Origin of the sequence: Neogemmobacter tilapiae (genome assembly GCF_014652215.1) — a bacterium.
GTDB lineage: Bacteria > Pseudomonadota > Alphaproteobacteria > Rhodobacterales > Rhodobacteraceae > Neogemmobacter > Neogemmobacter tilapiae.
In genome coordinates, this window is the sequence record NZ_BMYJ01000010.1 from 73,146 (window position 1) to 99,420 (window position 26,275).

Annotated in this window: 25 protein-coding genes and 1 other RNA gene; 12 read left to right on the top strand and 14 right to left on the bottom strand. The window is 61.9% G+C overall.

Annotated elements, in window-relative coordinates:
• A complete protein-coding gene (locus IE095_RS15030; RefSeq protein ID WP_189412540.1) occupies positions 1-990 on the top strand; it encodes an NAD(P)H-quinone oxidoreductase in 990 nt (329 codons plus the stop codon).
• On the opposite strand, the gene IE095_RS15035 is transcribed toward IE095_RS15030, so the two are convergent.
• On the bottom strand, positions 983-1,612 hold the full coding sequence (locus IE095_RS15035) for a ribonuclease T2 family protein (protein WP_189412542.1): 630 nt from the start codon (positions 1,610-1,612) through the stop codon (positions 983-985). The genes IE095_RS15030 and IE095_RS15035 overlap by 8 nt on opposite strands.
• A gap of 124 nt (positions 1,613-1,736) precedes the next feature.
• On the opposite strand from IE095_RS15035, the gene IE095_RS15040 reads away from it, so the two are divergent.
• Positions 1,737-2,483 (top strand): DUF1013 domain-containing protein, encoded by a 747-nt coding sequence (locus IE095_RS15040; RefSeq protein ID WP_189412545.1) that lies wholly within the window; start codon positions 1,737-1,739, stop codon positions 2,481-2,483.
• A gap of 21 nt (positions 2,484-2,504) precedes the next feature.
• Here the strand turns inward: IE095_RS15040 and IE095_RS15045 are convergent, their stop codons facing one another.
• The gene (locus IE095_RS15045) at positions 2,505-3,419 is read right to left on the bottom strand and encodes a LysR family transcriptional regulator (protein ID WP_189412547.1); all 915 of its coding nucleotides are present in this window, start codon (positions 3,417-3,419) and stop codon (positions 2,505-2,507) included.
• A gap of 90 nt (positions 3,420-3,509) precedes the next feature.
• Here IE095_RS15045 and IE095_RS15050 point away from each other — a divergent pair, with 90 nt between their 5' ends.
• The 5 genes from IE095_RS15050 to IE095_RS15070 are packed head-to-tail and all read left to right on the top strand — an operon-like array spanning position 3,510 to position 10,468.
• The gene (locus tag IE095_RS15050) at positions 3,510-4,727 is read left to right on the top strand and encodes an acyl-CoA dehydrogenase (RefSeq protein ID WP_189412549.1); all 1,218 of its coding nucleotides are present in this window, start codon (positions 3,510-3,512) and stop codon (positions 4,725-4,727) included.
• Positions 4,727-6,871, top strand: coding sequence for a dehydrogenase E1 component subunit alpha/beta (locus IE095_RS15055; protein WP_189412551.1), 2,145 nt, complete (start codon positions 4,727-4,729; stop codon positions 6,869-6,871). Before IE095_RS15050 ends, IE095_RS15055 begins: the two co-directional genes overlap by 1 nt.
• A complete protein-coding gene (locus IE095_RS15060; RefSeq protein WP_189412553.1) occupies positions 6,868-7,902 on the top strand; it encodes an ACP S-malonyltransferase in 1,035 nt (344 codons plus the stop codon). Before IE095_RS15055 ends, IE095_RS15060 begins: the two co-directional genes overlap by 4 nt.
• Positions 7,899-9,395 (top strand): L-piperidine-6-carboxylate dehydrogenase, encoded by a 1,497-nt coding sequence (gene amaB, locus IE095_RS15065; protein ID WP_189412555.1) that lies wholly within the window; start codon positions 7,899-7,901, stop codon positions 9,393-9,395. The genes IE095_RS15060 and amaB overlap by 4 nt, the downstream gene beginning before the upstream one ends.
• 8 nt (positions 9,396-9,403) lie before the next feature.
• A complete protein-coding gene (locus IE095_RS15070) occupies positions 9,404-10,468 on the top strand; it encodes a saccharopine dehydrogenase C-terminal domain-containing protein (protein ID WP_189412557.1) in 1,065 nt (354 codons plus the stop codon).
• On the opposite strand, the gene IE095_RS15075 is transcribed toward IE095_RS15070, so the two are convergent.
• From IE095_RS15075 to IE095_RS15090, 4 genes are read right to left on the bottom strand one after another with little or no spacing between them, the layout of a single operon-like run.
• On the bottom strand, positions 10,447-10,905 hold the full coding sequence (locus IE095_RS15075) for an MEKHLA domain-containing protein (RefSeq protein ID WP_189412559.1): 459 nt from the start codon (positions 10,903-10,905) through the stop codon (positions 10,447-10,449). The genes IE095_RS15070 and IE095_RS15075 overlap by 22 nt on opposite strands.
• A complete protein-coding gene (recR, locus tag IE095_RS15080) occupies positions 10,905-11,495 on the bottom strand; it encodes a recombination mediator RecR (RefSeq protein WP_189412561.1) in 591 nt (196 codons plus the stop codon). The genes IE095_RS15075 and recR overlap by 1 nt, the downstream gene beginning before the upstream one ends.
• Positions 11,495-11,830, bottom strand: a complete 336-nt coding sequence (locus IE095_RS15085; protein WP_189412563.1) for a YbaB/EbfC family nucleoid-associated protein — start codon at positions 11,828-11,830, stop codon at positions 11,495-11,497. Before IE095_RS15085 ends, recR begins: the two co-directional genes overlap by 1 nt.
• 3 nt (positions 11,831-11,833) lie before the next feature.
• On the bottom strand, positions 11,834-13,552 hold the full coding sequence (locus IE095_RS15090; protein ID WP_189412566.1) for a DNA polymerase III subunit gamma/tau: 1,719 nt from the start codon (positions 13,550-13,552) through the stop codon (positions 11,834-11,836).
• 96 nt (positions 13,553-13,648) lie between these two features.
• Between IE095_RS15090 and IE095_RS15095 the strand changes: the two genes are divergently transcribed.
• A complete protein-coding gene (locus IE095_RS15095; RefSeq protein ID WP_189412660.1) occupies positions 13,649-13,978 on the top strand; it encodes a DUF3775 domain-containing protein in 330 nt (109 codons plus the stop codon).
• On the opposite strand, the gene IE095_RS15100 is transcribed toward IE095_RS15095, so the two are convergent.
• On the bottom strand, positions 13,975-14,664 hold the full coding sequence (locus IE095_RS15100; RefSeq protein WP_189412568.1) for an MliC family protein: 690 nt from the start codon (positions 14,662-14,664) through the stop codon (positions 13,975-13,977). The genes IE095_RS15095 and IE095_RS15100 overlap by 4 nt on opposite strands.
• Positions 14,665-14,941: 277 nt before the next feature.
• Here IE095_RS15100 and IE095_RS15105 point away from each other — a divergent pair, with 277 nt between their 5' ends.
• Entirely contained in the window at positions 14,942-16,171 is a 1,230-nt protein-coding gene (locus IE095_RS15105) for an ABC transporter substrate-binding protein (protein WP_189412571.1), read from the top strand.
• Between the two features lie 48 nt (positions 16,172-16,219).
• On the opposite strand, the gene IE095_RS15110 is transcribed toward IE095_RS15105, so the two are convergent.
• Positions 16,220-18,466 (bottom strand): xanthine dehydrogenase family protein molybdopterin-binding subunit, encoded by a 2,247-nt coding sequence (locus tag IE095_RS15110; RefSeq protein WP_189412573.1) that lies wholly within the window; start codon positions 18,464-18,466, stop codon positions 16,220-16,222.
• A gap of 1 nt (position 18,467) precedes the next feature.
• On the bottom strand, positions 18,468-18,932 hold the full coding sequence (locus tag IE095_RS15115) for a (2Fe-2S)-binding protein (protein ID WP_189412575.1): 465 nt from the start codon (positions 18,930-18,932) through the stop codon (positions 18,468-18,470).
• Positions 18,933-19,028: 96 nt separating this feature from the next.
• On the opposite strand from IE095_RS15115, the gene IE095_RS15120 reads away from it, so the two are divergent.
• Positions 19,029-19,637 carry a TetR family transcriptional regulator gene (locus tag IE095_RS15120; RefSeq protein WP_189412577.1) on the top strand — a complete coding sequence of 203 codons (609 nt, stop codon included), beginning with the start codon at positions 19,029-19,031 and terminating at the stop codon, positions 19,635-19,637.
• Here IE095_RS15120 and IE095_RS15125 read toward each other — a convergent pair.
• The 4 genes from IE095_RS15125 to IE095_RS15140 all read right to left on the bottom strand — a co-directional run bounded on the left by IE095_RS15125 (position 19,632) and on the right by IE095_RS15140 (position 23,665).
• Entirely contained in the window at positions 19,632-20,864 is a 1,233-nt protein-coding gene (locus IE095_RS15125) for an Hsp70 family protein (protein WP_189412579.1), read from the bottom strand. The genes IE095_RS15120 and IE095_RS15125 overlap by 6 nt on opposite strands.
• 87 nt (positions 20,865-20,951) lie before the next feature.
• An RNA gene (gene ffs, locus IE095_RS15130) (signal recognition particle sRNA small type) lies at positions 20,952-21,048 on the bottom strand.
• A gap of 40 nt (positions 21,049-21,088) precedes the next feature.
• Entirely contained in the window at positions 21,089-21,724 is a 636-nt protein-coding gene (locus IE095_RS15135; RefSeq protein WP_189412581.1) for an HAD family hydrolase, read from the bottom strand.
• A gap of 36 nt (positions 21,725-21,760) precedes the next feature.
• On the bottom strand, positions 21,761-23,665 hold the full coding sequence (locus tag IE095_RS15140) for a bifunctional 2',3'-cyclic-nucleotide 2'-phosphodiesterase/3'-nucleotidase (protein WP_189412583.1): 1,905 nt from the start codon (positions 23,663-23,665) through the stop codon (positions 21,761-21,763).
• Positions 23,666-23,882: 217 nt separating this feature from the next.
• On the opposite strand from IE095_RS15140, the gene nudC reads away from it, so the two are divergent.
• A complete protein-coding gene (gene nudC / locus IE095_RS15145) occupies positions 23,883-24,851 on the top strand; it encodes an NAD(+) diphosphatase (protein WP_189412585.1) in 969 nt (322 codons plus the stop codon).
• Between the two features lie 35 nt (positions 24,852-24,886).
• Positions 24,887-25,351 carry a hypothetical protein gene (locus IE095_RS15150; RefSeq protein WP_189412587.1) on the top strand — a complete coding sequence of 155 codons (465 nt, stop codon included), beginning with the start codon at positions 24,887-24,889 and terminating at the stop codon, positions 25,349-25,351.
• Here the strand turns inward: IE095_RS15150 and IE095_RS15155 are convergent.
• Positions 25,348-26,193: a prephenate dehydratase gene (locus tag IE095_RS15155; protein ID WP_189412588.1), complete on the bottom strand. Its 846-nt coding sequence runs from the start codon at positions 26,191-26,193 to the stop codon at positions 25,348-25,350. The genes IE095_RS15150 and IE095_RS15155 overlap by 4 nt on opposite strands.
• Between the last annotated feature and the right edge of the window lie 82 nt (positions 26,194-26,275).

Below are 26,275 nucleotides of genomic sequence, written 5' to 3' on the forward strand. Positions count from 1 at the left end.
ATGAGTCTGCCCATCTCTATGCTCGCCATCGAAATCATCGAGCCGGGGGGGCCGGATGTTCTGCACCCTGCCTCGGTCGCCGTGCCGGTGCCGGGGCACGGTCAGATCGTCATCAAACTGGCCCATGCTGGGGTGAACCGGCCCGATGCGCTGCAAAGGGCAGGGAAATACGCGCCGCCCGCCGGGGCCTCGCCCTTGCCGGGGCTGGAAGGGGCGGGGGAGGTGGCGGCGATTGGGCCGGGCGTGACACGGTGGAAGCTGGGTGATCAGGTTTGCGCGCTGCTACCGGGCGGCGGCTATGCCGAATATGCGAAAACGCATGAGGATCATGCCATGACAGTGCCTGCCGGGCTGACTTTGGCCCAAGCGGCGTCTTTGCCCGAGGCTTGCCTGACGGTCTGGTCGAATATGGTGGTGCGCGGCGGGCTGAAAGCGGGGCAGAAGGTGCTGATCCACGGCGGATCGTCGGGCATCGGCGTGACGGCTATCCAGATTGCCACGGCGATGGGGGCGCGGGTTTTCACGACCGCAGGCACCGAACGCAAGGCCGAGGCCTGCCGCGCCTTGGGGGCCGAGGCGTGCTGGAACTATCACGATCAGGATTTTTCCTCCGAAATGGTTAAGCTTGGCGGCGCGGATGTCATTCTTGACATGGTGGGTGGCGGCTATATCCCGCGCAATCTGGCGGCTTTGGCCGATGATGGGCGGCTGGTGCAGATCGCCTTTCTGCAAGGCGCCAAGGTCGAGGTGAATTTTGCCGAACTGATGACCCGCCGATTGACGATCACTGGGTCAACCCTGCGCCCGCAGTCTGATCTGGCCAAGGCCAGCTATGCCCGCGCGGTGGAAAAGCATCTTTGGCCGCTGATCGAAAAGGGCCGTTTCAAGCCGGTGATCGACAGCGAATACCCGTTGGATGAGGCGGCCAAGGCGCATTGGCGGCTGGAAAGCTCGGCCCATATTGGCAAGATCGTGCTGCGTGTTACCTGACCGCCTCCATCACCGCGTCTTTCAGGCGGCAATCGCGGATCACATCATCGCCACAGCGGCGCGGCGAAAGGTCGCGGTCCAGACAAAGGCGCACTTCGTCAATCCTGCCGTCTTCGCAGGTCACGGTGATCATCTCACGCGAAAGGGTGGGATTTACCTCAAGAAAAGCGTCTTCGACCACGCTGGCGGGCAATTCGATGTCTTTCGACAGGCCTTGCAGGATTTCTGGCAACGTCACCGCCCCATAGGCCTGCCGCGACAGGGCATAGTAGTCGGGGGCTGACAATCCGCTGCAACGCCCGTGTTTCTTCCATTCATGAAAGGCCAGCCCCGCCCCGCCCATGATATCGGCCATCGCCGCCGTCTCGCCCCGCGTCGGGTCGCGCTCGACGGTGCGGCAATAGGCGGGCCAGCCTGTTTCATACTGCGGCCAAAGCCCATGCAGCGTGAAACCGAATCCCCTGCCCGCATCACATTGCGGATCGCGCCGCCCGTCGCCCGTCAGCGCGCACCAGGTCGGCGACCAGCCCAGCGACAGCACGTAATAGTCGAATTCGCCGGGCTTTTCCCCATCGGCCCAGACGGGCGAGGCCAGCACGGTCAGCAAGGCAAACAAGCGCATTTTCTCTTTCCTCTGGCCCCGAACCGGACTATATAGCCGCCGACTTCCCGAAAACGAGAAGACGCGGACGACCGGTCCGCAGCCGTTTTCCCGGCTTGGGCAAGATTTGTAAAGGAGCGTCCGGATGACCTCGAAACCACTCATGGCCAAGGCCACCGCCGTCTGGCTGATCGACAACACCACCCTGACCTTTCGTCAGGTGGCCGATTTCTGTGGCCTGCACGAATTGGAAGTGCAGGGCATTGCCGATGGCGACGTGGCGACCGGGGTCAAGGGCTTTGATCCGGTGGCGAACAACCAGTTGGACCCGGTGGAGATTGAGCGGGGTGAGAAGAACCCGCTTCATGTGCTGAAGCTGAAGTTCAACCCGGCCTCTGTGGGTGAGGAAAAGCGTCGCGGGCCGCGCTATACGCCGCTGTCGAAACGCCAGGACCGTCCGGCCGCCATTCTGTGGCTGGTGAAATTCCACCCGGAACTGTCGGACGGGGCGATTGGCAAGCTGGTCGGCACGACCAAGCCGACCATTCAGGCGATCCGCGAACGGACGCATTGGAACATCCAGAATATCCAGCCGATTGACCCGGTGGCGCTGGGCCTTTGCCGTCAGTCGGAACTGGACACGATCGTTCAGGCCGCCGCCCGCAAGAAAGCCGCGGAAGGCAGCGTTATGAGCGATGATGAACGGCGCAAGCTGGTGTCAACGGAACAGTCGCTGGGCATGTCGACCGATCCGAAACTGCCGTCGTCGATGGCCGGTCTGGAACAGTTCACACTGAGCGAGAAAGAAGAAAAGCCCGCCGATTATTCGGATGCGGAAAGCTTTTTCAGCCTGCCGCAGGGTGATGATGATGAGGATGACGACGAGGAATGATCGTTGCGGTAGGGTGACACCCTACATCGGTAACATATCCTCACGCTGGCCGCTGAGCTCATCGGCCAGCCAAGCGCGGAAGGCGCGCAGCGGTGGGTGGTCGGCTGCGGTTTCGGGCCAGACCAGATAATAACTGCCTGACCCCGCCACAGGCTCTCCCCAGACGCTGATCAACCGGCCATCGGCCAGCTCTCCCTCGGCCAGAAATTCCGGCAGCAGGGCGACGCCCATCCCATAGATGGCCGCCTGAATCATCGGGCCGAACTGGTCGAACAACATCCCCTGCGGTGCGGGCCTTGTGACGCCATGCTGGCGGAACCAATCGACCCAGGCGCTGGGCCGGGTTTCCAGTTGCAGCAGGGGTTGACCCAGAAGATCAGCAGCCTCGCGCACCGGATGGCTGGCCGCCCAAGCGGGGGCACAGCAGGCCACGACCCGTTCATCGAACAGCTTTTGATAGCCCGCATTGGGCCAGGTCTGGGTGCCGAAATGGATAGCGGCATCAAAGCCTTCTTCGGCGAAATCAAATGGCCTTAGCCTTGTGCCCAGATTGATGGTGATCCCCGGATGGGCCGCCAGAAAGCGCGGCAGGCGGGGGGCCAGCCAGCGGGTGCCAAAGGTTGGCAGGATCGCCAGCGCCAAGGTGCCCCCGCCCGGTGGTGTCCGCAGCCGCATCGCGCCGCGGCTGATCAGGTCCATGGCGCGGGCCACATCGCGGGCATAGGCGCGGGCGGCCTCGGTCGGCACCAAGCGGCGGCCTTGGCGCAGGAATAGGGGGACACCCAATTGCTGTTCCAGCGATTGCACCAGACGGCTGACAGCCCCCTGCGACAGGGACAGGTCACGCGCGGCAGCAAGGGTGGAGCCCGTGCGACAGACCGCCTCGAACGCGGTCAGCAGGGAAAGCGAGGGGAGAAGGCGGCGGGGTGTCGGCATATATGTATAATACGCATATTAAATGGCCGATAAAGGGTTATTCAGCGGGTTTCATCGGCGCTATAGGCATAGCGAACAAAGGGGGCACCCATGACCAAACCCGCATTGAAAGCCAAAGACGCGCCCGATCTGGGCCGTTTTGATTGGGAAGACCCTTTCCGCCTGAACGATCAGCTTTCCGAAGACGAACGGATGCTGCGCGACGCCGCCCGCGCCTATGCGCAGGACAAGCTGCAGCCGCGTGTCACCGCCGCTTACCGCGACGAATCGACCGACCCCGCCATTTTCCGTGAGATGGGCGAAATGGGGCTGCTGGGCGTGACGGTGCCCGAGGAATACGGCGGGCTGGGGGCCAGCTATGTGGCCTATGGCCTGATCGCCCGCGAAGTGGAGCGGGTCGACAGCGGCTATCGCAGCATGATGTCGGTGCAATCCTCGCTGGTGATGTATCCGATCTATGCCTATGGCACCGAAGAACAGCGCCAGAAGTATCTGCCGAAACTGGCGACGGGCGAATGGATTGGCTGTTTCGGTCTGACCGAACCCGATGCCGGTTCCGACCCTGCCGGGATGAAAACGGTGGCCCGCAAAACCGCCAATGGCTATGTGCTGAACGGCGCGAAAATGTGGATCTCGAACGCGCCGATTGCCGATGTTTTCGTCGTCTGGGCGAAATCCGAAGCGCATGGCGGCAAGATCAAGGGTTTCGTGCTGGACAAGGGCGCCAAGGGGCTTTCCGCGCCCAAGATTGGCGGCAAACTCTCGCTGCGCGCCTCCATCACCGGGGAAATCGTGTTGCGGGATGTTGAGGTTGGGGAAGACGCGCTTTTGCCCAACGTCGAAGGCCTGAAAGGCCCTTTCGGCTGTCTGAACCGGGCGCGCTATGGCATTTCCTGGGGCGTGATGGGCGCGGCTGAGGCTTGTCTGCATGCAGCGCGGCAGTATGGACTGGACCGCAAGCAATTCGGCAAGCCCATCGCCCAGACCCAGCTTTTCCAGTTGAAGCTGGCGAATATGATGACGGAAATCGCCTTGGGCACGCAGGCCAGCCTGCAAGTCGGTCGCCTGATGGATCAGGCCCAAGCGGCCCCCGAAATGATCAGCCTGATCAAGCGGAACAACTGCGGCAAAGCGCTGGACGCCGCACGGATGGCGCGGGACATGCATGGCGGCAACGGCATTTCCGAAAGCTTCCCCGTGATGCGCCATATGGTGAACCTTGAAACGGTGAACACCTATGAAGGCACACATGACATCCACGCGCTGATCCTGGGGCGGGCGGTCACCGGGTTACAGGCGTTCTTCTGATGGACCGCGCCGAGATTGTGCATGACAATTTCCTGCGCCGCGTCCCGGCGCGGGATTTTCCCATGGGGGCCGCGCCCTCCGGGCCGATGACTTCGGAACAGGCCACGGCCTGCTTTCGCGCGGCCTGCCTATCTCGCGCCTTGGACCTGCAAGCACGGGCCATGCAGCGGGCGGGGCAGGGGTTCTACACCATCGGCTCGTCAGGCCATGAAGGCATGGCGGCGGTGGCCTTGGCGCTGCGGCCCGACGACATGGCCTTTCTGCACTACCGCGACGCCGCCTTTCAGATCGCCCGCGCGGGGCAAGTGCCGGGCCAGACGCCGCTTTGGGATATGCTTCTGTCTTTTGCCGCCAGCGCCGAAGACCCCATTTCCGGCGGGCGGCACAAGGTGCTGGGCTCTCGTGCGCTGATGATCCCACCGCAGACATCCACCATCGCCAGCCATTTGCCCAAAGCGGTCGGCGCGGCCTATTCCATCGGCATGCTGCGCCGCCATAGGCCGGAACATGCCATTCTGGCCGAGGATGGGTTGGTCGTCTGCTCCTTCGGCGATGCCTCTGCGAACCATTCGACGGCGCAGGGCGCGTTCAACACGGCGGGCTGGACCTCGGTGCAATCCGTGCCTTTGCCGTTGCTTTTCGTCTGCGAAGACAATGGCATAGGCATTTCGACGAAAACCCCGAACGGCTGGATCAAGGCCAGTTTTCAGCACCGTCCCGGCTTGCGGTATTTTGAGGCTGATGGGTTGGATATGTTCGAAACCTTTCGCGTCGCTTCCGAGGCGGCGGATTATGTCCGCACCCGCCGCAAGCCCGCCTTCCTGCACCTGCGCACCGTCCGCCTGTATGGCCACGCCGGGGCCGACCTGCCGACAACCTATCTGAGTCGCGAGGAGGTCGAGGCGGATGAGGCGAACGATCCCCTGCTGCACATGGCGCGGCAATTGCCCGATGTGGATGCGCTGGCGATCTATCAGGAAACCCGCGAACGTGTGGCCCGTGTGGCCGCGCAGGCGGTGACGCGCCCCCGGCTGAAAACGGCCTCGGATGTAATGGCCAGCCTGATCCCGCCCCGCCGCAAAAACCGCCCGACGAACGGCGGCCCGCGCGAGGCGGTTTTCGGGGCCGAGTTGAAAGCGATGGCCGAGCCCCAGCCGATGGGCAAGCTGATCAACTGGGCGCTGACCGATCTGATGCTGGCCCACCCCGAAATCGTGATGATGGGCGAAGATGTGGGCCGCAAAGGCGGCGTCTATGGCGTGACGCAAAAGCTGCAAGCGCGGTTCGGCGCGCATCGGATGATCGACACTTTGCTCGACGAACAGGCGATCCTTGGGCTGGCCTTGGGCATGGCGCAGAATGGGTTTCTGCCAATGCCGGAAATCCAGTTTCTGGCCTATCTGCACAACGCTGAAGACCAGTTGCGCGGTGAAGGCGCGACCCTGCCGTTCTTTTCCAACGGATCGTTCACGAATCCGATGGTGCTACGGATTGCGGGGCTGGGCTATCAAAAAGGCTTTGGCGGGCACTTCCACAACGACAACTCTCTGGCCGTTCTGCACGACATTCCGGGGCTCATTTTGGCCGTGCCCTCCGACGGCGCCGAGGCCGCGCTGATCCTGCGCGAAGCGGTGCGTCTGGCGCGGGAGGAACAGCGGTTGGTGGTGGTTGTGGAACCGATTGCTTTGTATCCGATGCGGGACTTGCATGGGGAAAAAGATGGCGGCTGGCTGCGTCGCTATCCGGGTCTGGATCAACGGGCGGAATTCGGGCAAGTGGGGGTGACGGGAACGGGGCAAGATCTGGCGATTGTGACCTTTGGGAACGGGGTTTATCTTTCCAATCAAGCCCTTCCGCAGATCACCAAGTCTGGCATCAAGGCCCGTATCGTCGATTTGCGCTGGCTATCGCCGCTGCCTGTTGAATCCCTGTTGCAGGCCGTTCAAGGTTGCAAAGACGTGTTGATCGTCGATGAAACCCGCCATTCCGGCGGCGTCGCCGAAGGGCTGATGGCGGCGCTGATGGAAGGCGGGCATCAGCCGCGCCGCTTGACGGCGCAGGACAGTTTCATCGCCACCGGCCCGGCCTATGCAGCCACGATGCCTTCGGCTGCGCAGATCGTGGAAAAGGCGTTGCAGCGATGAAAACAGCAGTCTTCATCTGTCCCGGCCGGGGCACATATAACGCGGCCGAACTGGGGTCTTTGGGGCGAACTTTCCCCGACGCCGGACTGCTGGCGCAATTTGAAAACGAACGTGCATTCGGAAATCAGGAAAGCCTGATGGCGTTGGACAGCGCCACCAGCTTTTCGATCAGCCGCCATGGCCGTGGCGACAATGCTAGTGCCCTGATCTATGCCTGCGGTTTGGGCGATTTTCTATCGCTCACCGATGTAAAGGTCGTCGCCGTCACCGGCAATTCGATGGGTTGGTATACGGCGCTGGCGTGCGCCGGCGCGCTGTCGCCGTTGAATGGGTTTCGCGTGGCGAACACCATGGGCCGCCTCATGCAAGAGGCGCTGATTGGTGGTCAACTGGTCTATCCGGTTGTCGGAGACGACTGGCGCGATGATCCGGCGCGTCGGGCAAAGCTGCTGGAGTTGGTTGCAGAAATTGCCGCCCGTCCGGGGCTCCAGCTGGCCCTGTCCATCGATCTGGGTGGGATGTTGGTACTGGCGGGAAACGAGCCGGGTCTGGCGGCCTTTGAAGCTGCCACCCCGCGCGAGGGTCGCTTTCCCCTACGCCTGACCAACCACGCAGCTTTTCACACCGCTCTGCAAGAACCCGTCGCTGCACGCGGGCGCGCAGCGCTTTCTGCGGATTTGTTCACGCAGCCCAAGATCCCGATGATCGATGGCAGGGGCCATATCTGGTGGCCAGGATCGACCGATGCCCAATCCCTATGGGACTACACCCTCGGCCATCAGGTCACCGAAGCGTATGATTTCACCCGCGCCGTGACCCATGCCGCCCGTGAATTCGCCCCCGATCTGTTCATCATCCCCGGCCCCGGCAACACACTGGGCGGCGCTGTTGCACAGGTGCTGATCCGCGCAAACTGGCGCGACATGACCTGCAAAGAAGACTTTCAAAAACTCCAATCCGAAACCCCGCTGCTGGTATCCATGGGCTTGGCCCCCCAGCGCGCGACCGTCACCGAAGGGACCAGAACATGAGCCATGCCGAGATTCTTGCCGCCTGCGGTCTGACCGCCGCCGACCTTTCGGGCGGCACTATGAACGTTCGTTCGCCCATTGATGGCACGACGCTCGCCCAGTTGAAAGAGACCCCTGTCAGCGACATGGCGGCGATCATCGCGCGGTCGCAGGCGGCGTTTAAAGCCTGGCGGAATGTCCCTGCCCCCCGTCGCGGGGAACTCGTCCGTCTCCTGGGCGAAGAACTGCGCGCGTCAAAAGACGCTTTGGGGGCCCTGGTCACGCTTGAAGCGGGCAAGATCACCAGCGAGGGCCTGGGCGAAGTGCAGGAAATGATCGACATCTGCGATTTCGCAGTCGGTCTTTCGCGGCAGATCTATGGTCTGACCATCGCCAGCGAACGCCCCGGCCATCGGATGATGGAAACCTGGCATCCGATGGGGCCGGTGGGCATCATTTCGGCCTTCAACTTCCCTGTCGCGGTCTGGTCTTGGAATGCGGCGCTCGCTCTGGTTTGTGGCGATCCGGTGCTCTGGAAACCTTCGGAAAAGACACCGCTGACGGCGCTGGCCTGCCAAAAGATTTTTGACCGTGCCCTTGCCCGTTTTGGCGATGCACCCGAAGGGCTGTCGCAAGTCGTCATCGGCGGCGCGGCTTTGGGTGAGGCACTGGTCGCGTCGCGTGATGTTCCGATCATTTCCGCCACGGGTTCCACCCGCATGGGTTCTATCGTCGGGCCAAAAGTCGCAGCGCGGTTTGGACGTTCGATTCTGGAGCTGGGCGGCAACAATGCGATGATCGTGGCCCCTTCGGCCGATCTGGATATGGCCGTCCGTGCGATTGCCTTTTCGGCGGTGGGCACGGCAGGGCAACGCTGCACCAGCCTTCGCCGCGTGATCGTTCATGAATCCATCCGCGCGGAACTGGTGGCGCGTCTTGCCAAGGTTTATGCCAGCTTGCCGGTCGGCGATCCGCGCGTCGCAGGCACGCTGGTGGGCCCTTTGGTGGACAATGCGGCGGTCGAAAAGATGCAATCCGCTTTGGCGCAGGCCAAGGCACAGGGCGGCAGGGTCCACGGGGGTGAAGTCGTGACCCAAGGGGTTCCGGGCGGGGCCTATGTGCGGCCCGCTTTGGTGGAAATGCCGGGCCAAACCGCGGTGGTGCGGGATGAGACCTTTGCCCCCATCCTGTATGTGCTGTCCTATACTGATCTGGCGCAAGCCATTGAAATTCAAAACGATGTGCCGCAGGGCCTGTCCTCTTGCATCTTTACGCTGAACCTGCGGGAAGCGGAAGCATTTCTGTCGGCGGCAGGCTCGGATTGCGGCATTGCCAATGTGAACATCGGGCCCTCTGGTGCTGAAATCGGCGGGGCTTTCGGCGGTGAAAAGGAAACTGGTGGCGGGCGCGAAAGCGGGTCCGATGCCTGGAAAGGCTATATGCGCCGTCAGACCAACACGGTGAACTACTCCACCGCTCTGCCGCTGGCGCAGGGCGTGAAATTTGATGTGTGAGGTGGGCCATGTTTGAACGCATCGCAGTTCTGGGGCTGGGCAAGGTGGGCCATCTGGCCGCCGAAATGCTGGCCGAGGCGGGTTTCAAGGTGACGGGGTTGGACGCCCGCAAGGTCAGCGCGCCTTTTCCAACGCAGGCCGTCGATGTCGGTGATCCGGTGGCACTGGCCGAGGCTCTTCAGGGCCAGCAGGCGGTCTTGTCCTGCCTGCCCTACCACCTGAACATCGGCGTTTCGACCGTGGCCCACGGCCTTGGCCTGCACTATTTTGACCTGACCGAAGACGTGCCGACCACCCGACACATCCGTAAATTGGCCGAAACCGCCAAGGGGTTGATGGCCCCGCAATGTGGGCTGGCACCGGGATTCATCGGCATCGTGGGCGCTGATCTGGCGGCACAATTTGACCATGTCCGCGCCCTGCGCCTGCGGGTCGGGGCCTTGCCGCAGAACCCGACCGGATTGCTCGGCTATGCTTTCAATTGGTCGCCCGAAGGGGTGGTGAACGAATATCTGAACGACTGTGAGGTTATTGAGGAAGGCGTGCTGAAATCGGTGTCGGCTATGGAATGGACCGAAACGATCCACATCGACGGAATGCCCTTGGAAGCCTTTACGACGAGCGGTGGTTTGGGGACGATGTGCGAGACCTATCTGGGGCGGATCGACAATCTGGATTACAAGACGATGCGCTATCCGGGCCATGTCCGGTTGATGAACTTTTTCTTCCATGAATTGCTGATGCGCGAAAACCGGGCCGAGGCGGGGCGGATCCTGACCAACGCGAAGCCTCCGGTGGAGGATGACGTGGTCTATGTCCATGCGGCGGCAGAAGGCATGACCGATCAGGGCCTGCGTCGGCGCGAATTCGTAAAGGCTTATTACCCCATTGAAATCGCAGGAAAGATGCGCACAGCGATTGCCTGGACGACCTCGGCCAGCGTTGTGGCGGTGATTGAAATGGTGCGCAAGGGCGACTTGCCGGGGCAGGGGTTCTTGAAACAGGAAGACATTCCGTTGGCCCCCTATTTGGCAACGCGAACCGGCAGCTATTATGCCAAGGGCGCGCGGTAAGGTTCGACCGAACCAATCAGCGCCGCTTGACCGTGGCGCTGACCGTCACGGTCGGTCACATTCCAAAGCACGGTCTGCGCGATGCGAAAGCGCTGACCATTGGCGGAAATGCGGATGCCAGAATAATCGCTCACAAAGCCTTGTTGCAGGGCCTTTTGCAACAGGGCTTGCCGATCACCCTGAATGTCAGGTTCGGCCTCGGCCGAAAGACGCGAGGGCAGGGCGGTGAAACTGGCCCAATCCATACCCCACAAATCCAAAGCGGCGCGGTTGGCATAGCGAAAGATCGGGTCGGCCTGCGTGCCATGCGACACAAGCGGCAGGGCGTATTCGAACAACTGTTCAGCATCCGCCGGAATGGCACGCCCGGTCAGCCGAAACAGGCTTTCTGACAGCAGCGCCGCATAGGCGCGTGCCGCGTCCGAAAACCATTCCATCAGAACTGCCGCCGCGCCCGCAGCGCGGCCCCGATGGTGCCGTCGTCCAGATAGTCCAGCTCGCCCCCCACCGGCACACCTTGGGCCAGGGTTGTGACCTGCACGCCGGAACCTTCCAGCGCCTCGGCAATATAATGCGCGGTGGTCTGGCCTTCGACTGTCGCATTCAGCGCCAAGATGACCTCACGCGCGCCGGCGGCTCGCCGCACCAAGGCGGGGATGCGCAGGTCATCCGGGCTGACGCCATCCAGCGCCGATAAGGTCCCGCCCAGCACATGATAGCGCCCTTTGAAGGCCCCGCCGCGTTCCATCGCCCAAAGGTCGGCCACGTCTTCGACCACGCAAATCTCACCCGTATCGCGGGCCGGGTTGGCGCAGATTGCACAAGTGTCAGCGGTGCCCACATTCCCGCAGGTCAGGCAATCGCGCGCCGTCAGCGCCACATGCGCCATCGCCTGCGCCAAGGGGGCCATCAGCGGCCCCCGCTTTTTCAAAAGCGCCAGCACCGCGCGACGGGCAGACCGTGGCCCAAGCCCCGGCAGGCGGGCCATCAGGTCGATCAGATCCTCGATGTCGCGCGCTTCTCCCATCAGAAGGGCAACTTGAACCCGGCGGGAAGGCCAAGGCTTTCCTGCATCTTTTCCAGCTCTTGCCGCGAACGGGCGGCGGCGCGGCTTTGCGCATCCTTGATCGCGGCCAGGATCAGATCCTCGACCACCGGCTTTTCACTGGCGACCAGAATAGACGGGTCGATCTCCAGCGCCGTCAATTCGCCCTTGGCCGTGGCCGTCACCCGCACCAGACCCGCGCCGCTTTCGCCTGTCACGGTGATGCGTTCCAGATCGGTCTGCATCTGGGCCATCTTGTCCTGCATTTCGGTGGCGGCCTTCATCATCTTGGCCATATCGCCCATGCCCTTGAACATGTCTTATCCTTCCTCAAACGGATCCCAGTCATCCGTCAGATCGTCAATCGCCTCAAGCGTTTCAAGGGGTTGCGGGTCGCGGATCGCACTGACCTTTGCCCCCGGAAAGACCGCCATCACAGCCTGCACCAGGGGGTTTGTCGCCTCAAGTTCGGCCTCGGCCTGCGCCTTTTCGGCCTCACGCGCAAAGGCAATCGTCGGCGCCCCGCCTTCGTTCACCACCGACACCGCCCAACGCCCACCCGTCCAGCCTTGCAGCCGCGCCGAAAGCCGGGCCGCCAGATCGCGGGGGGCGTCGGGCGTGGGTTCAAATTCGATCCGGCCGGGGGAATAGCGCGCCAGTTTCAGCGTCGTTTCCACCTCGACCAACAGCTTCATGTCGCGCTTTTCGCGGATCAGTTCTACCACACTGTCAAAGGTCGCATAAACCTGCGCCACCTGATCCAGCGCCGGGGCGGCCGCAGCCATCACGGGCCCCATCGAAGGCCCGCGCGGCACGGACATGACGGCCCCATGCACCGGCCCGCGCCCCGGCAACGGCCCGCCGCCTGGCTGCGGGGCAGGGGCGTTGCGCAGTTGGCGGATCAGGGTTTCCGGGTCGGGCAGGTCGGCCACATGCGTCATGCGGATGACGGCCATTTCGGCGGCCATCATCGCATTCGGCGCAAGGCCCACTTCTTCGACCGCTTTCAGCAGCATCTGCCACAGCCGCGACAGGGACCGCATCGGCAGCCGTGCCGCCATATCGCGGCCCCGCTCGCGTTCATCGGGGGGCGTTGTCGGGTCATCGGCGGCATCGGGTGTGATCTTGATCACCGAGACCCAATGCGTGATTTCCGCCAGATCGCGCAGAACGGCCATCGGGTCGGCTCCATCGGAATATTGCGCCGACAGTTCCGCCAAAGCCGCCGGCGTATCGCCCCGCATGACCATATCGAACAGATCGAGCGTCCGGCCCCTATCAGCCAGCCCCAGCATGGCGCGCACCTGATCGGCGGTGGTTTCCCCCGCCCCATGCGCAATCGCCTGATCCATCAGGCTCATCGCGTCGCGGACCGACCCTTCCGCCGCCCGCGTGATCAAGGCCATCGCGTCTTGGGCAAGGCTCGCGTTTTCCAAAGCGGCCACGCGGGACAGATGGGCCATCATCACCTCGGGTTCGATCCGTTTCAGGTCGAACCTTTGGCAACGCGACAGCACTGTCACGGGCACTTTGCGGATTTCGGTCGTGGCGAAGATGAATTTCACATGCGCCGGGGGTTCTTCCAGCGTCTTCAACAGCGCGTTGAAGGCGCTGGTTGAAAGCATATGCACTTCGTCGATGATATAGATTTTATACCGCGCCGAAGCCGCCCGATAATGCACCGAATCAATGATTTCGCGGATGTCGCCCACGCCCGTCCGGCTGGCGGCGTCCATTTCCAACACGTCCACATGCCGCCCTTCGGCAATGGCCTTGCACTGATCGCAAACGCCGCAAGGCTCCGTCGTTGGCCCCCCCTGACCATCGGGCCCCACGCAGTTCAGCCCCTTGGCAATGATCCGCGCGGTTGTCGTCTTGCCCACCCCCCGAACCCCCGTCATCACAAAGGCATGGGCAATCCGGTCGGCGGCAAAGGCGTTCTTCAGGGTGCGCACCATCGCCTCTTGCCCGATCAGATCGGCAAAGGTCTGGGGCCGGTATTTGCGGGCCAGAACCTGATAGGTCTTTTCTTCGGTCATCATCCACCCTTGTATCGCGGCCAGACTAGGGGTTTCGGCCCCCGCTTGCAATCAGGGGCCAAGGGGTTCAGCATGGGCTTGCAACAGGAGGTGGCGATGCTGGAAATCAGCCCCGAGAAAGTGGTGCATATCATCTTTCAATCGCGCGAAGGCGGCTGGGGCGATGAGGAGCTTCGGGCCTTTATCGGTGGTCTGAACGAAGACGAACAGGCGCATCTGGTGGCTTTGGCCTGGGTCGGACGCGGGGCGTTCGAGGCGGAAGAATTTGCCGAGGCTGTGCTGACCGCGCGGCGCGAAAAGACGACGCCGACCGAAGATTACCTGATGGGTATGCCGCATTTGCCCGAAAATCTTGAGGCCGGGCTAGACGCGATGGGCATTGATGTCAGCGACGTGGAAGAGGATTTTCTGGACGGTGATCACTAGGGGCTGATGGGTTCCCAAAGGTAAATCCCTGCATCGGCCTGCAAGGCCATCGCCAGTTTGCCATCGACCAGAACAAAAGACCGGATGAATTCTAGGTCGCGGGCAATCTGGCTGTCTAAGGCTCCTTCGCCACAAAACGCGCGGGACATGGGGCCGCCCGTCAGCGTCAGGCTGCTGCCATCGGCGGCCCAACCTGCTGAAAGCCGATTGCAATCCAATTGCAGGGCCAACTTGCCATCGGTCAAGAATTGCGCGGTGTAATTTTCGACACGCGGCGGAATGATGGTGCCAATGGCATCATCCATCGACTGGAAATGCACCAACCGCCAGGATGTGCCCTCAAGCGTCATGACAGGTGGTTGAATTTGCGGCTCCAGCATCGCCTGCGCCTCATCATTGCAATGATGTTCGACACCATTGATGTCGGTAAAGTTCGCTTCGGCACCCTTTCCGCGGAGGCTTATGATATCACCGCTGTATTGATATCCTGAGGCTGTCACCTGTTGAACCAGAACATGCGTCCCATGGTCTTGGGTAAGCCGAGCCGTTTTGTCGTGAAAGGTGACGGACAGTTCCAATCCATCCGAGCAAAGAAAACGGGTCACACTGTCCTTGGCGGCGACCGACATGGGGGCCAGCACAAACAGCAAGACGGCCAAAGCCTGCGGCATGGAATTCATCGACATCGCTCTTACGAAAGACCCAACACTATTCTTGCGCGAGTTTCGCCTTTTGGCAAGCCAAAGGGTTGTGGGGCATGAGCAATAATTCATAGGCGGTACAATGCTTTGACGGTCTGCACGATCCGAAAACGATAATGGAATAAAAATTCTTAATATTAACGATAATGGCATTATGATTCCATATTGAGCCATTTTGTCGACGCCGCTAGGGCTGGAACACCGTCGTGATTCCATGACGGGCAAGCCTTTCTGATGGTCCATTCAAACCTTGGGGTGTCTCATGCTGCTTCGTGCTAGTGCCGTGCTTTTCGTGACCGCGAACTTTGGTCAACCCGTCTTGGCCACCGAATTGGAAGTCACCCATTGGTGGACCTCGGGCGGCGAGGCGGCGGCGGTGGCCGAGTTCAAAAAGGCCTTTGATGCCACCGGCGATGTCTGGGTGGATGAAGAAATCTATGGCAACGGCGTGGTGGCCCGCCCGATCATCGTCAGCCGCATTCTGGGCGGCGATCCGATGGCGGCGACGCAGTTGAACCATGGGCGGCAGGCCGAAGAACTGATCAAGGCCGGTCTGATCATGGACCTGACTGATGTGGCCGAGGCGAACAACTGGCGGCAAGTGATCCGGCCCACCAGCCTTTTGGATGCTTGCACGGTGGATGGCCGCATCTATTGCGCGCCGGTGAACATCCATTCCTGGCAATGGCTCTGGCTGTCGAATGCGGCCTTTGCCAAGGCGGGGGTGCCGGTGCCCAAGGACTGGAACGAATTTGTGGCCGCGGGGCCTGCACTGCGAGCGGCGGGGCTGCAACCCTTGGCCTTGGGGCAAGAGGCGTGGCAATCGGCGGGGGCCTTTGCCGTGCTGAACCTGTCCATCGCAGGGCCGGAACTGTGGCTCAGGGTTCACAAGGACCGCGACATGGCGGCGGCGCAAAGCCCCGAGATGCTGAAAGCCTTCGAGGCGGCGGTGCAGGCGCGCGATATGTCACGCTGCAATACGGTCGAGGCTTGGAATCTGGCCACCGAAATGGTCATCGGGGGGCAGGCCGGGGGCCAGATCGTGGGCGACTGGGCGCAGGGCGAGTTTACCTTGGTGGGGCAGGTCTCGGGCAAGGACTTCACCTGCCTGCCGGGCCTCGGCGTGGCGGATGTGATCCAGACCGGCGGCGATGCCTTTTACTTCCCGATCATCGAAGACCCTGAAATCACCGCCGCCCAGAAACGGCTGGCAGCACTTTTGGTGACACCCGAGGTTCAGGTTCAGTTCAACCTAAAAAAGGGCTCGATGCCGATCCGCGACGACATCGACCTGAACGCCGCCAGCGAATGTATGCGCAAGGGGCTCGACATCCTGCAAACGGGCGCGATCCTGCCCACCATCGACCAGTTGCTGGCGCCGATCAGCGTCACCGAACTGGATGATCTGATCCAAGAATTCTGGAATTCCGACACCATGACCGCCACCGAATTCCAGACCCGCTATGCCGAGGTTCTCGCCCGCGCCGAATGATCCACCGAAACGGGGCGAATCCGAAAATCCGTCCCGTTTCCATACACCTCAGGCCGCAAAGTCAAACTCTTGCCCCAGCGGCAGGCTGCGGCCCCGCCTTCCCGTCAGATCGAACAGCGCATTGGCCAAGGCCGGGGCCGCCGGTGGCGTGCCGGGTTCGCCCACCCCGCCCATATGCCCGAATTTGCCGTTGTTTTGCAGGATCGCCACCTCAAAGCTGGGGGTATTTTGCATCCGCAGCGGTTCATAGTCGTAGAAATTCGTCTCGACCACCTGCTGGTCGGCGAAAGTGATGGCCCCCTGCACCGCCGCCGAAAGCCCGTAGACCATCGCCCCTGTCATCTGCGCCTCGATGATCGACGGGTCCAGCGCCAGACCCGGATCGCAAGCAATCCAGGCGCGCGTCATGCGGATACCGTCGGCTGTCTCCTGCACCTCCAGCACCTGTGCCGTCGGCGTGCCGAAGGAATAGCAAAAGGCCACCCCCCGCCCAAAACCGGGGCGTTTCAAGGCGTCCCAACCCGACATGTCCCGCACCTTGGCCAGAACCGCAGCCGAGGGCGCATGGGTCGCCTCCATCAACTCCAGCCGGAATGCCAAAGGGTCAGCCCCGGCAGCATGGGCCATTTCATCAATAAAGCTTTCCAGAAAGAACGCATTCATCGAATTTCCGACCGACCGCCAGAATCCCAAAGGCACCGACAGATCCGAGATATGCCCGTCATAGCGATAGTTCGGAATGCCATAGGGCTGGTCAAAACCCCCTTCGACCGAACCCCGGTCCGGGCCGGGCGGTGCAAAGCCCAGCATCCGGTTCAGCGCATTCCGCGCCGCCGATGGCACCGCCGTCTTGCCCCACAAAGCTGTCGCCTTTTGCCCATCCAACCGCCCTGTCAGCCGCGCGATGGCCGCAGGCCGGTAATAATCCTGCGTCATGTCCTCTTCCCGGCTCCATGTCACCTTGACCGGCGTGCCGCGCAGTTCCAGCGCCACCTTGGCCGCCAGAACCGCCGGGACCGTATCGGTCCGCCCGCCAAAGCCCCCACCCATCACCGGCGTGTGCAATGTCACCTTGTCCGCCTCCAGCCCCACCGCCGCCGCACAGGCATCGCGCGTCATGATCGGCGCCTGATTGCCGCACCAGATTTCCAGCGTGCCATCGGCTTTCAGCCAAGCCACCGCGTTCAGCGGCTCCATCGCGGCATGGGCCAGAAAGGGGATGCGATATTCCGCCTCGATCAGCCCGCCCTTGGCCAGTTCGGTCTGCACGTCACCATCATCCCGCAGGCGGGAATCGGCTTCCTCCAGAAACGCCCTTTCGATCCGCACCATCATCTTTTCGCTGTCGGTGGGATAGTCGGCATGGCCCCAGTCAATCTCGACCAAAGCCGCCGCCTGAATGGCCGACCAAGTGTTGCTGGCCACCACGGCAATGCCCGTGCCCAGATCAATGACCTTTTCCACGCCCGCAATGTCCATCGCTGGCGCCGGATCAAAGCCCTTCATGGCCCCACCGCGTTTCGGGTTCATCCGCACCGTGGCGAATTTCATCCCCGGCAACCATGTGTCGATCCCGAACTGTGCCGTTCCGGTGGATTTCGCCTCCATGTCCAGACGCGGCATCGGCTTGCCCAGATAGCGCCAGCTTGACGGATCGCGCAAAGGCACGTCCGACGGGACAAGCGCCACCGCCTCCTCTGCCAATTCGGCATAGGTAAAGGACTGGCTGCCGATCACCATACCCGCTTCGGTCTTCAACTGGTCCGCCGAAACACCCAGCCGCTGCGCTGCCGCCGCCTTCAGTGCCTCGCGCGCCGTGGCCCCAGCCAGCCGCATCTGTTCGAATCCGCCGATGGCCCCGGTCGACCCACCCGTCAACTGCATCGAGAAAATTTTCGGCACGGCCGCCATGATCGCATTATGCGACTTGGGTGCGCTGGCATTGATGAAATCCGGCACATTCGACATCCGGTCGACAAAGCCTGCGTTGAAATAGGCTTGCGCTGGTGGGCCGTGCAGAACCCGCACCTGTGCCCAATCCACGTCCAGCTCTTCGGCGACCAGCGCCGCCAGCGTCGTCGAAATGCCCTGACCCATTTCCGCGCGTGGCGCGATGACGGTGACGCCGTCAGCATTGATGATGACCCAAGGGTTCAGCGGAACGGCCCCCGCCGCGGCTTGCAGCGGATTGGGTGGCACTTCGGTCACCTTATAGACCCCAAACGCCGCCCCACCTGCGACAGCGGCCCCCAGCACCATAAAGGAACGGCGGGTGATCTTTTTCCAATTCGCCATCTTAGCCTGCCTTCATCATTTGGGCCGCTTCGTGAATTGCGGCGCGGATACGCGGATAGGTCCCGCAGCGACAAAGATTGCCCTGCATCGCCGCATCAATGTCGCTGTCAGAGGGGGCAGGGTTCTCCGCCAAAAGTGCTGTTGCCTGCATGATCTGGCCGGACTGGCAATAGCCGCATTGCGCCACCTGATGCTTGATCCAAGCCTGCTGGATCAGCGCCAGATTTCCCGGCTGTCCCAGACCTTCAATTGTCGTGATCTGGCCCGTGACCTCGCCGATCGGCATCTGGCAGGACCGCACCGCCGCACCGTCCACCAGCACAGTGCAGGCACCGCAGGCGGCCACGCCACAGCCGAATTTGGTGCCGGTCATCCCCAAGCCATCACGCAGCGCCCACAGCAACGGCACATCGCCCGGCAGATCGACCGTCAGTGCGGCCCCGTTCACGGTAAGCTGGATCGTCATCTCTGGCCTCCTTGTTTCTGACATTTTCGACTCATAGTGTCAATATGTCAATGGCCGGTTTGACGCTGTGCCGCAGGTCTGCAATATGGGCCTATGATGGCCGAGGATGAACCGCCCGAAGACCCCAAGGATGCAGCGATCCTGCGTTCCGCCTTTGTGGCCTTCGCCCGCTATGGGCTGCGGCGGACCTCGATGGCGGATATTGCCAAGGGCGCGGGCATGTCGCGTCCGGCGCTTTATCTGCGCTATGCGGGCAAGGACGATATCTTTACGGCACTGGTCCGGCATCATTTCACCCGCGCCGAAAGGACGGTGGCCCGTGTGCTGGCCAACCCCGGCGAGCCTGCCGCAACCTTGCTGGCGGTGTTTCACGCCATCGACGGCGATGCGGTCGAGGCGATGCTGAATTCGCCCCATGCCGACGAAATCCTCTCGGCGGATACCCCGTTCAGTCAGACCGAGGTTCAGCAGGCCTATGGGCGGATCGCAGGGCACATCGCCCGCTGGATTGCCGAGGGGGTGGCCGCTGGACGGCTGAATCTGGACGGGCTGGACGCTTCGCCCGAACAGGTCGTTTCAACGATTCTAGCCGCCAAGTTCGGCATCAAGTCGTTCAGCAAGGATTTCGCCGCCTATCGCGCCGCCGAGGCGCGGGTTGCAAGGATATTTGGCAAGGCGCTGGGCGGCGAGGGACCGGGGTCATAAGGCGCGCGCTGCGAGGGCCAAGCCGTCCACCACGGCGGTGAACGCGTCGGCGCTGCGGAGCTGGGCCCGCGGGAACTGTTGTTGAATCTCGTCGCGCACGAGGCGCATAAGGCTGGAACCACCCACAAGAATCACTTCACCCACTTCGTGAGGGGCGCGGTCTGCCAGCGCCAGCGTTTCGTGTGCGGCCTCACGCAATGCCGCTCGGTGACGCGCCAAAGCCGCATCCAGACTTTCGGCGGTCACCGCAACAAAGAGTTCACTTTCGATATTCGCCATGTCGATCCGGCCGACAGGCACCTCACCATTCGCCTCGATCTTGCCGCGTTCCACCGCAAAGGCCAGACTATGGCCCAGCTCGTGATCCAACACCTTGCAAAAGCGTCCGATAGCCCGTGGATCAATAGCCACTTTCAGCATATCGGCTGCCATGCGGCGGGTTTCCGGATTGTATAGAAAAGGGATCTTTGCCCAGGTCGCCAGTTCCAAATAGGGCGCGCGCGGCACGGGCAGAACTTCAGTCCCCAGTTGTCGCCGCAATTGTCCCTCCAGCCCCAGCAAAGGCATCGCATGGGTCATCGAGACTGCCTGATCAAAATCTGTTCCACCCAACCTTATGCCGTGGCTGGCCAATATTTCCGGGTGACCACCCTGGCTCTGAAACAGCGAAAAGTCAGATGTTCCGCCCCCGATATCGACGATCAGACCCAGGGTTCGGCCCGGCTGGTGACTGGCTAGGGCAGCGGCTTCCGGTTCGGCCAGAAAACGGACATCTTCGAACCCTGCGGCGTGATAGCAGGCCCGCAAATCTGCCTCGGCCTGCGCATCCTTGGCCGGATCGGCGGTATGAAAATGCACCGGGCGGCCCGAAAGCGCCTGCCGCAAGACAAGGCCAGTGTGCAGCTCGGCCCTTTCGCGCAATGCGGCCAGAAAGGCCGCAACGATATCAGCGAGGCTCTGTCGGCGTCCGCCGATAAACCGTTTTTCATGCAAGAGTGGCAGGCCAAGCACGCTTTTCAGCGCCCGCATATAGCGTCCCTCGTCCCCAGCAATCAGGGATGCCGTGGCGGCGGCACCGATCCGCATCGGGCCACCCTCAACAGGAAAGAACACCGCAGTGGGCAGTGTGTCGGCGTGACCCTCAATCGGGATGCGATAGATGCCCCCTTCATGGGCCAGGGCGGCAGCCGAATTCGAAGTGCCAAAATCGATCGCCAGCCGGTGCATGCCTATCCCCATTTTCGCGAAAGAGTGCCACTAATCGCGCGCATTGGCCAATGCAAGCGGCATCTGGAAGAGCGAGCTTCGGGAAAGGGTGAGAGGCTGGACAACGACCCAAGTGGGGCTCGTTACGGCTGCTTCCTTCCGGACCTGACCGGGTTGGCGAGGCACCTGCCCGCGCCAACCTCTCAACCGGTCATATAAGGCGACAAGGGCGCGGTTGCAAGCGGTCAGATCAGCCCGGCATGACGGGCACCTGATAGAAGATCGGGGGCGACGTGATGGGCAAACTGGCCGGTCGCCGGAACAAAGTCAGGCACCTGAATGACATACATGCCCGCCGCCATCGCGGCTTGTGATCCGATTTCGCTGTCCTCAAAGGCCAGGCAGCGGGACGGATCGACTCCTAGAAGTTCGGCGGCGTGCAGGAACGGATCGGGGGCGGGCTTGGGGCTGACGACATCGTCGCGCGACACGACATGCGGGAAATGGGGGGCAAGCCCCGCCCGCCCGATTTTATAGAGGGCTGATCTGCGGTCGGACGAGGTTGCCACGGCCTTTGGCAGGATCAGAGCGGGCAAAAGTTCGGCCACGCCGGGCTTCAGTTGCAGGTCGTTTTCGATACCGCGGTCGAAACCTTCGCGCCAGAATTTGTGCAGCCGCTCGAAATCCAGCGCCGGAAAGCGGGCCATGATGCGGGCGTTGGCGGTAGGATTGTCGACGCCGACAAGGCCGTGCATGAAGGATTCGTCAACCGGATTGCCGACACGTTCAAAGGCGGCCATGCCGGTGGCGAGCGCCAAGCTTTCAGTATCAATCAGCGTGCCGTCCAGATCGAAAATCACGGCTTCAAATTGCAGGTTCATGGGGCTTTCCGTCTTTTGCGCGACGGCTCTAGCAGATCAAAGCCGCAGGCGAAAGCGGGCAAAGCCCTGTGCCGTGGTTTGAACCAATTGCAGATCAAGACCATGTGCGTCGTCCAGACGCTGTCGCGCCGCACCGGAGGTTTCAAAGAGGGCCGAAGTTCCGGCCAGGGGTCGAAAGCGCCAACTGGGCGTTTTGATGCCCTTCACGATGCCAAGGTTCTGAACGTGGTCAATCAACAGGTCACGCACCGTCGCCTGACTTTGCCAAAGGGGTGGGCCACAGTTGGCGAGGCCGGGGAAATTTCCGCCGCCGCCCGCCCGGTAATTGTTGGTCGCCATGATCAAAGGCTGATCGCTGGCCAGGGGGCGACCGTTCAGACAAAGATCGCTAATCCGTCGCGACTGTGGATCAATACAGCGCCCATCGTCAGCAAAGCGTCGCGGTTGACTTAGGTCGATCTGATAGGTCAGCCCGATGATCGTATCGAAATTATAGCAGGGAAATTCGGGGCGGATCAGTTGCTGGTCTGGTTCGCCGGGTCGCAGTTGGCAAAACATGTTTGCGGCATGCTCCAGCCAATCGGCCACTTGGGCCCCAGTGATGCGAATGGCCTGCAAGCTGTTTGGATAGGGATAAAGGTCCGCCATATGCCGCAGCGCCAAGGCACCGGGCGGGATATCGGTGAAATATGACGGGCCGGACCGGCCGCCAGCCTTGAATGGTGCTGTGGCGGACAGGATCGGCAAGTCAGCCTCTGGCGTGCCGCGCATAGCCCGCGCAACAGCGGCGGCTTGGGCTTCGGCAACCAGTCGTGTGGCGGAGGTTTCGGTGACCAGCGCGAAATAGCTGTTCAAAGGCACGGCACTTAGGCCGATAGGCCGGCGGATTTCCAATAAGGTCGCGGCATGTTCAGCATAGGTGGCGTCCAGCACGGTGGACAGGCTGTGAACCAAGGGCCGGGTCGTTCGACCGCGTTCGGGGTGCAGGATTGGCCAGACGGCGCTGGCCTGATGTTGGAACCGCCAGCGACTTTCGTCATGCCACAAGTCAAGATCAACGACACCCAGATGGGAACCCCAAAGTCCCGCCATAACCGCAGGCTTTCCCGCCAGCTGACCGCGAATAGGGTCAACGCCCTCGGATGGGGGATAAGCTGGATCGGGAAAGACCAGATGGCTGTGACCTGCAATGATCACGTCAACCCCCGGCAGCGCCGCGATCGCGGTGGCCATATGCTCTGACCCGGTTCTGGGACAAAGCGCGCCGATGCCGCTGTGCGCCAAAACCACGATCAGATCGGCCCCCTCGGCCCGCAGATTTCCGACATTTCTTTGGGTTGCGGCAACCATATCCTGCAACTGCACATGCCCCGCGATCTGCGCCGGAGCCCATTGGTGAACTTGTGGCGGGACGGCCCCTGTGATGCCCACTCGCAGGGGATTTATTCTGCCATCGGGCATCTGGATGTTCCGCGACAAGATGACCCAACGGGGCACCCGTTGCGCCAGTCTTTGCCCGATCAAAGATTGCGGCATGGCGGAAAAATTGCCGCAAACCACTGGAAAGCGGGCTGCTTCGGCGGCATGGCAGATCAGGCCCAGCCCGTGATCAAAATCATGGTTGCCCAAAGTGCCCGCATCATAGCCCAAGACGTTCATCGCACGAACCATGGGGTGAGGCTTCTCGACGACTTTCAGATTCTGGGCGACGTGGTCGCCAAGCGGGTTGCCATTCAGAAAATCACCATTGTCGAGCAGAAGCCCCTGCGCGACCTCGGCCCGCGCCCGTGTGATCAGACTGGCGGTGCGGGCAAGGCCAACTTCGTCCGTTGGACGGTCCGCGTAATAGTCATAGGGAAAGAGATGTGCGTGCAAATCAGTCGTCGCCAGAATGCGGAATCGGGCCGGTTCCGGCAACTTGTCCCTCGGTTTCAGCGGCAAAGTCGGCTCCGCCCAGCTTTGCTTTGAACCTGTCGTGACGGCACTGCCTTTTCCCCTCTTGGGCCGTGGATCAGATGAGGTTAGGTGTAACTTTAAATTGCGTAAATGAATATGATGCAATCATTGCGCGAAGGTCGCAAATCTTGTCCCTAAATTTCCCCGGTTGCAGACGTCCCCCCACTGCGGCACCTAAGAAGGGAAACAAAGGATGCGCTTGATGCAGGAATTTGAAGGTTTGGCCTTTGCCGGGGGCGGATTGCTGCGCGCCGCTGAACATCGGGGTGATCCACAGACATTAAAAGCCCTGTCCGAAAAGGGGCGGGTTATGCCGATTTGGCGCGGCAAGCCTTTGTTCCGGAACCCAGATCATCTGGCCTTTGTCGCGATCAGCAGCCCGGTTCTGGCACAGGGCGGGCCGTTGATCTTTCTGGGCTTGGATCCGAACCTATCCGCGGACGCCGCCGCGGTATTTGCCTGCGACATCAGCGACTGGTCGCCCGAGGCTGGGGCCGAAGGGACCGAGGCGGGATTTCTGGACCCAATGGTGCAAGGCCATCCGGCCCTGCCGGAAGGGCAGGGATTTTCCGATCTGCGCAATGCTTTGCAAGGGTTGAGCCCGCTGGAATCAGAAATGGCCGCGACGGCCAAGGCTTTGGTCCATTGGCATCGCAGCCACAGGTTCTGCGCGACCTGCGGTGCCGAAAGTGCGCCCGCGATGGGCGGCTGGCAACGCAATTGCCCAGATTGTGGGGCGCAGCACTTTCCACGCACGGATCCCGTCGTGATCATGTTGGTCACCAGGGGCGACCGGCTTTTGATGGGCCGTTCCCCCGGCTGGCCGGAGGGAATGTATTCCTGTCTTGCCGGCTTTATGGAGCCCGGAGAGACGATCCAAAGCGCTGTGCGCCGCGAAGTGGCCGAGGAAACGGGTGTGCAGGTGGGCCGGGTGCGCGTGCTTGCCAATCAACCATGGCCGTTTCCGGCGTCCTTGATGCTGGGTTGTTTGGCCGAGGCCGAAAGCGAGGCAATCGCCATTGATCCTGCGGAAATCGAAGATGCCCTTTGGATCGACCGAGCGGCGATGGTTGAGGTGCTGGATGGTCGCCACCCTTGGATAAAGGCGCCGCGGCGCGGGGCCATTGCGCAAAGCCTGATCGAGTGCTGGGTTGCAGATCGATTGGAATAAGGCGAACCTTGGCCATCGAAGGGAATTGATCCGGCATGAAACTGAAGGCTCATCACGATCTGGATATCGGAAATCATGCGCTTTTTGCGGCCTTGACCGATGCCACACGCTGGGAACGGGCGGCGATGCGCAAAGGGGTGGAAGTGCTGCGCATTGACGGGGGGGACGAATTGGCCGCAGGGGCGGTTTGGCAAGTGACCGGCCTGGTGCGGGGCAAGCTCCGCTCCGGTCAACTCAAGTTGCGGATGGTCGAAGAGCCATCGCATTTGCTGTTCGATTTCGAATCGCCGATGTTTACGGGGGTTTTCGTCACGCGGTTGTTTGAAATGTCGGCGCGGCGGACCCGCGTCGCATTAGAGGTCGAGGTGCGGCCCCGCACTTTGGCGGCGCGGATCGTCTTGCAAGGGGCGCGCTTGGGGCGGCAAAAGCTGGAGGGGCGCTTTCACGCCCGCGCTGGCGTCGTGCTGCGCGATCTGGTGGGACAATTGCGCGGCGGCTAAGCTTTTTGGCTGCGCCGCAATTCATCCGCCGGATAAACGCCCATGATCTGGCAATGGCTGGTAAAGAAACGCAGTTCTTCCAGCGCGCGCGCGACGCCGGGGTCTTCGGGATGGCCTTCGATGTCGGCATAAAATTCGGTGGCCGTGAAACTGCCGCCAACCATATAGCTTTCCAGCTTGGTCATGTTCACACCATTGGTGGCAAAGCCGCCCATCGCCTTGTACAGCGCCGCTGGAATGTTCCGCACCCGGAAGATAAAGGTCGTCATCATCGGCCCCCCGCCCCGACGGCTGCGATCGGGCTCGCGTGACATCACCAGAAAGCGGGTTGTGTTGTTCGCCTGATCCTCGATATGCCGCGCCAGAACGTCCAAGCCATAGATGCTGGCTGCCAATTCGCTGGCCAAGGCGCCCCGGGTCTTGTCCCCCGCTTCGGCCACTTCGCGCGCTGCGCGGGCATTGTCGGAACTCACACGGCCCCGAATCTCATGTTGGCGCAAAAAGCCTGCACATTGCGGCAGGATCACGACATGGCCGTATGCTTCGGTCACGTCGGAGAGTTGGGCACCGCGAACCCCCAGCAAGTTCACATGCACGCGAACAAACGATTCATCGACGATGTGCAGGCCGGCTCTTGGTAACAGCGAATGCACATCGGCCACTCGGCCATAGGTCGAGTTTTCAACCGCCAGCATAGCCAGATCGGCAGCACCGCTCTGGCAGGCATCGATGACGTCCTGAAAGGTTGGGCAGGGCAGGGGCTCCATGTCTGGGCGGGCCTGTTGGCAGGCCTGATGGCCATAGGCCCCCAACTCTCCCTGAAACGCGATACGGCCTGCCATGATCAATTCCTGTCAATCTGCCCGTTTTCGGGCCTTTCGGGGCGCTACTACACCTTGCAGAGACCATGGGGAAGCGGGTAGA

Bases quoted from the DNA above. Each gene is read 5' to 3' on its own strand.
- IE095_RS15105 (WP_189412571.1), top strand. From the start codon at position 14,942: ATGCTGCTTCGTGCTAGTGCCGTGCTTTTCGTGACCGCGAACTTTGGT.
- IE095_RS15095 (WP_189412660.1), top strand. From the start codon at position 13,649: ATGCTGGAAATCAGCCCCGAGAAAGTGGTGCATATCATCTTTCAATCG.
- IE095_RS15060 (WP_189412553.1), top strand. From the start codon at position 6,868: ATGAAAACAGCAGTCTTCATCTGTCCCGGCCGGGGCACATATAACGCG.
- nudC (WP_189412585.1), top strand. From the start codon at position 23,883: ATGCAGGAATTTGAAGGTTTGGCCTTTGCCGGGGGCGGATTGCTGCGC.
- IE095_RS15090 (WP_189412566.1), bottom strand. From the start codon at position 13,552: ATGACCGAAGAAAAGACCTATCAGGTTCTGGCCCGCAAATACCGGCCC.
- IE095_RS15050 (WP_189412549.1), top strand. From the start codon at position 3,510: ATGACCAAACCCGCATTGAAAGCCAAAGACGCGCCCGATCTGGGCCGT.
- IE095_RS15125 (WP_189412579.1), bottom strand. From the start codon at position 20,864: ATGCACCGGCTGGCGATCGATTTTGGCACTTCGAATTCGGCTGCCGCC.
- IE095_RS15150 (WP_189412587.1), top strand. From the start codon at position 24,887: ATGAAACTGAAGGCTCATCACGATCTGGATATCGGAAATCATGCGCTT.
- IE095_RS15070 (WP_189412557.1), top strand. From the start codon at position 9,404: ATGTTTGAACGCATCGCAGTTCTGGGGCTGGGCAAGGTGGGCCATCTG.
- IE095_RS15035 (WP_189412542.1), bottom strand. From the start codon at position 1,612: ATGCGCTTGTTTGCCTTGCTGACCGTGCTGGCCTCGCCCGTCTGGGCC.
- IE095_RS15085 (WP_189412563.1), bottom strand. From the start codon at position 11,830: ATGTTCAAGGGCATGGGCGATATGGCCAAGATGATGAAGGCCGCCACC.
- amaB (WP_189412555.1), top strand. From the start codon at position 7,899: ATGAGCCATGCCGAGATTCTTGCCGCCTGCGGTCTGACCGCCGCCGAC.
- recR (WP_189412561.1), bottom strand. From the start codon at position 11,495: ATGGGAGAAGCGCGCGACATCGAGGATCTGATCGACCTGATGGCCCGC.
- IE095_RS15045 (WP_189412547.1), bottom strand. From the start codon at position 3,419: ATGCCGACACCCCGCCGCCTTCTCCCCTCGCTTTCCCTGCTGACCGCG.
- IE095_RS15115 (WP_189412575.1), bottom strand. From the start codon at position 18,932: ATGACGATCCAGCTTACCGTGAACGGGGCCGCACTGACGGTCGATCTG.
- IE095_RS15040 (WP_189412545.1), top strand. From the start codon at position 1,737: ATGACCTCGAAACCACTCATGGCCAAGGCCACCGCCGTCTGGCTGATC.
- IE095_RS15155 (WP_189412588.1), bottom strand. From the start codon at position 26,193: ATGGCAGGCCGTATCGCGTTTCAGGGAGAGTTGGGGGCCTATGGCCAT.
- IE095_RS15135 (WP_189412581.1), bottom strand. From the start codon at position 21,724: ATGAACCTGCAATTTGAAGCCGTGATTTTCGATCTGGACGGCACGCTG.
- IE095_RS15100 (WP_189412568.1), bottom strand. From the start codon at position 14,664: ATGTCGATGAATTCCATGCCGCAGGCTTTGGCCGTCTTGCTGTTTGTG.
- IE095_RS15055 (WP_189412551.1), top strand. From the start codon at position 4,727: ATGGACCGCGCCGAGATTGTGCATGACAATTTCCTGCGCCGCGTCCCG.
- IE095_RS15075 (WP_189412559.1), bottom strand. From the start codon at position 10,905: ATGGAATGGTTTTCGGACGCGGCACGCGCCTATGCGGCGCTGCTGTCA.
- IE095_RS15110 (WP_189412573.1), bottom strand. From the start codon at position 18,466: ATGGCGAATTGGAAAAAGATCACCCGCCGTTCCTTTATGGTGCTGGGG.
- IE095_RS15030 (WP_189412540.1), top strand. From the start codon at position 1: ATGAGTCTGCCCATCTCTATGCTCGCCATCGAAATCATCGAGCCGGGG.
- IE095_RS15120 (WP_189412577.1), top strand. From the start codon at position 19,029: ATGGCCGAGGATGAACCGCCCGAAGACCCCAAGGATGCAGCGATCCTG.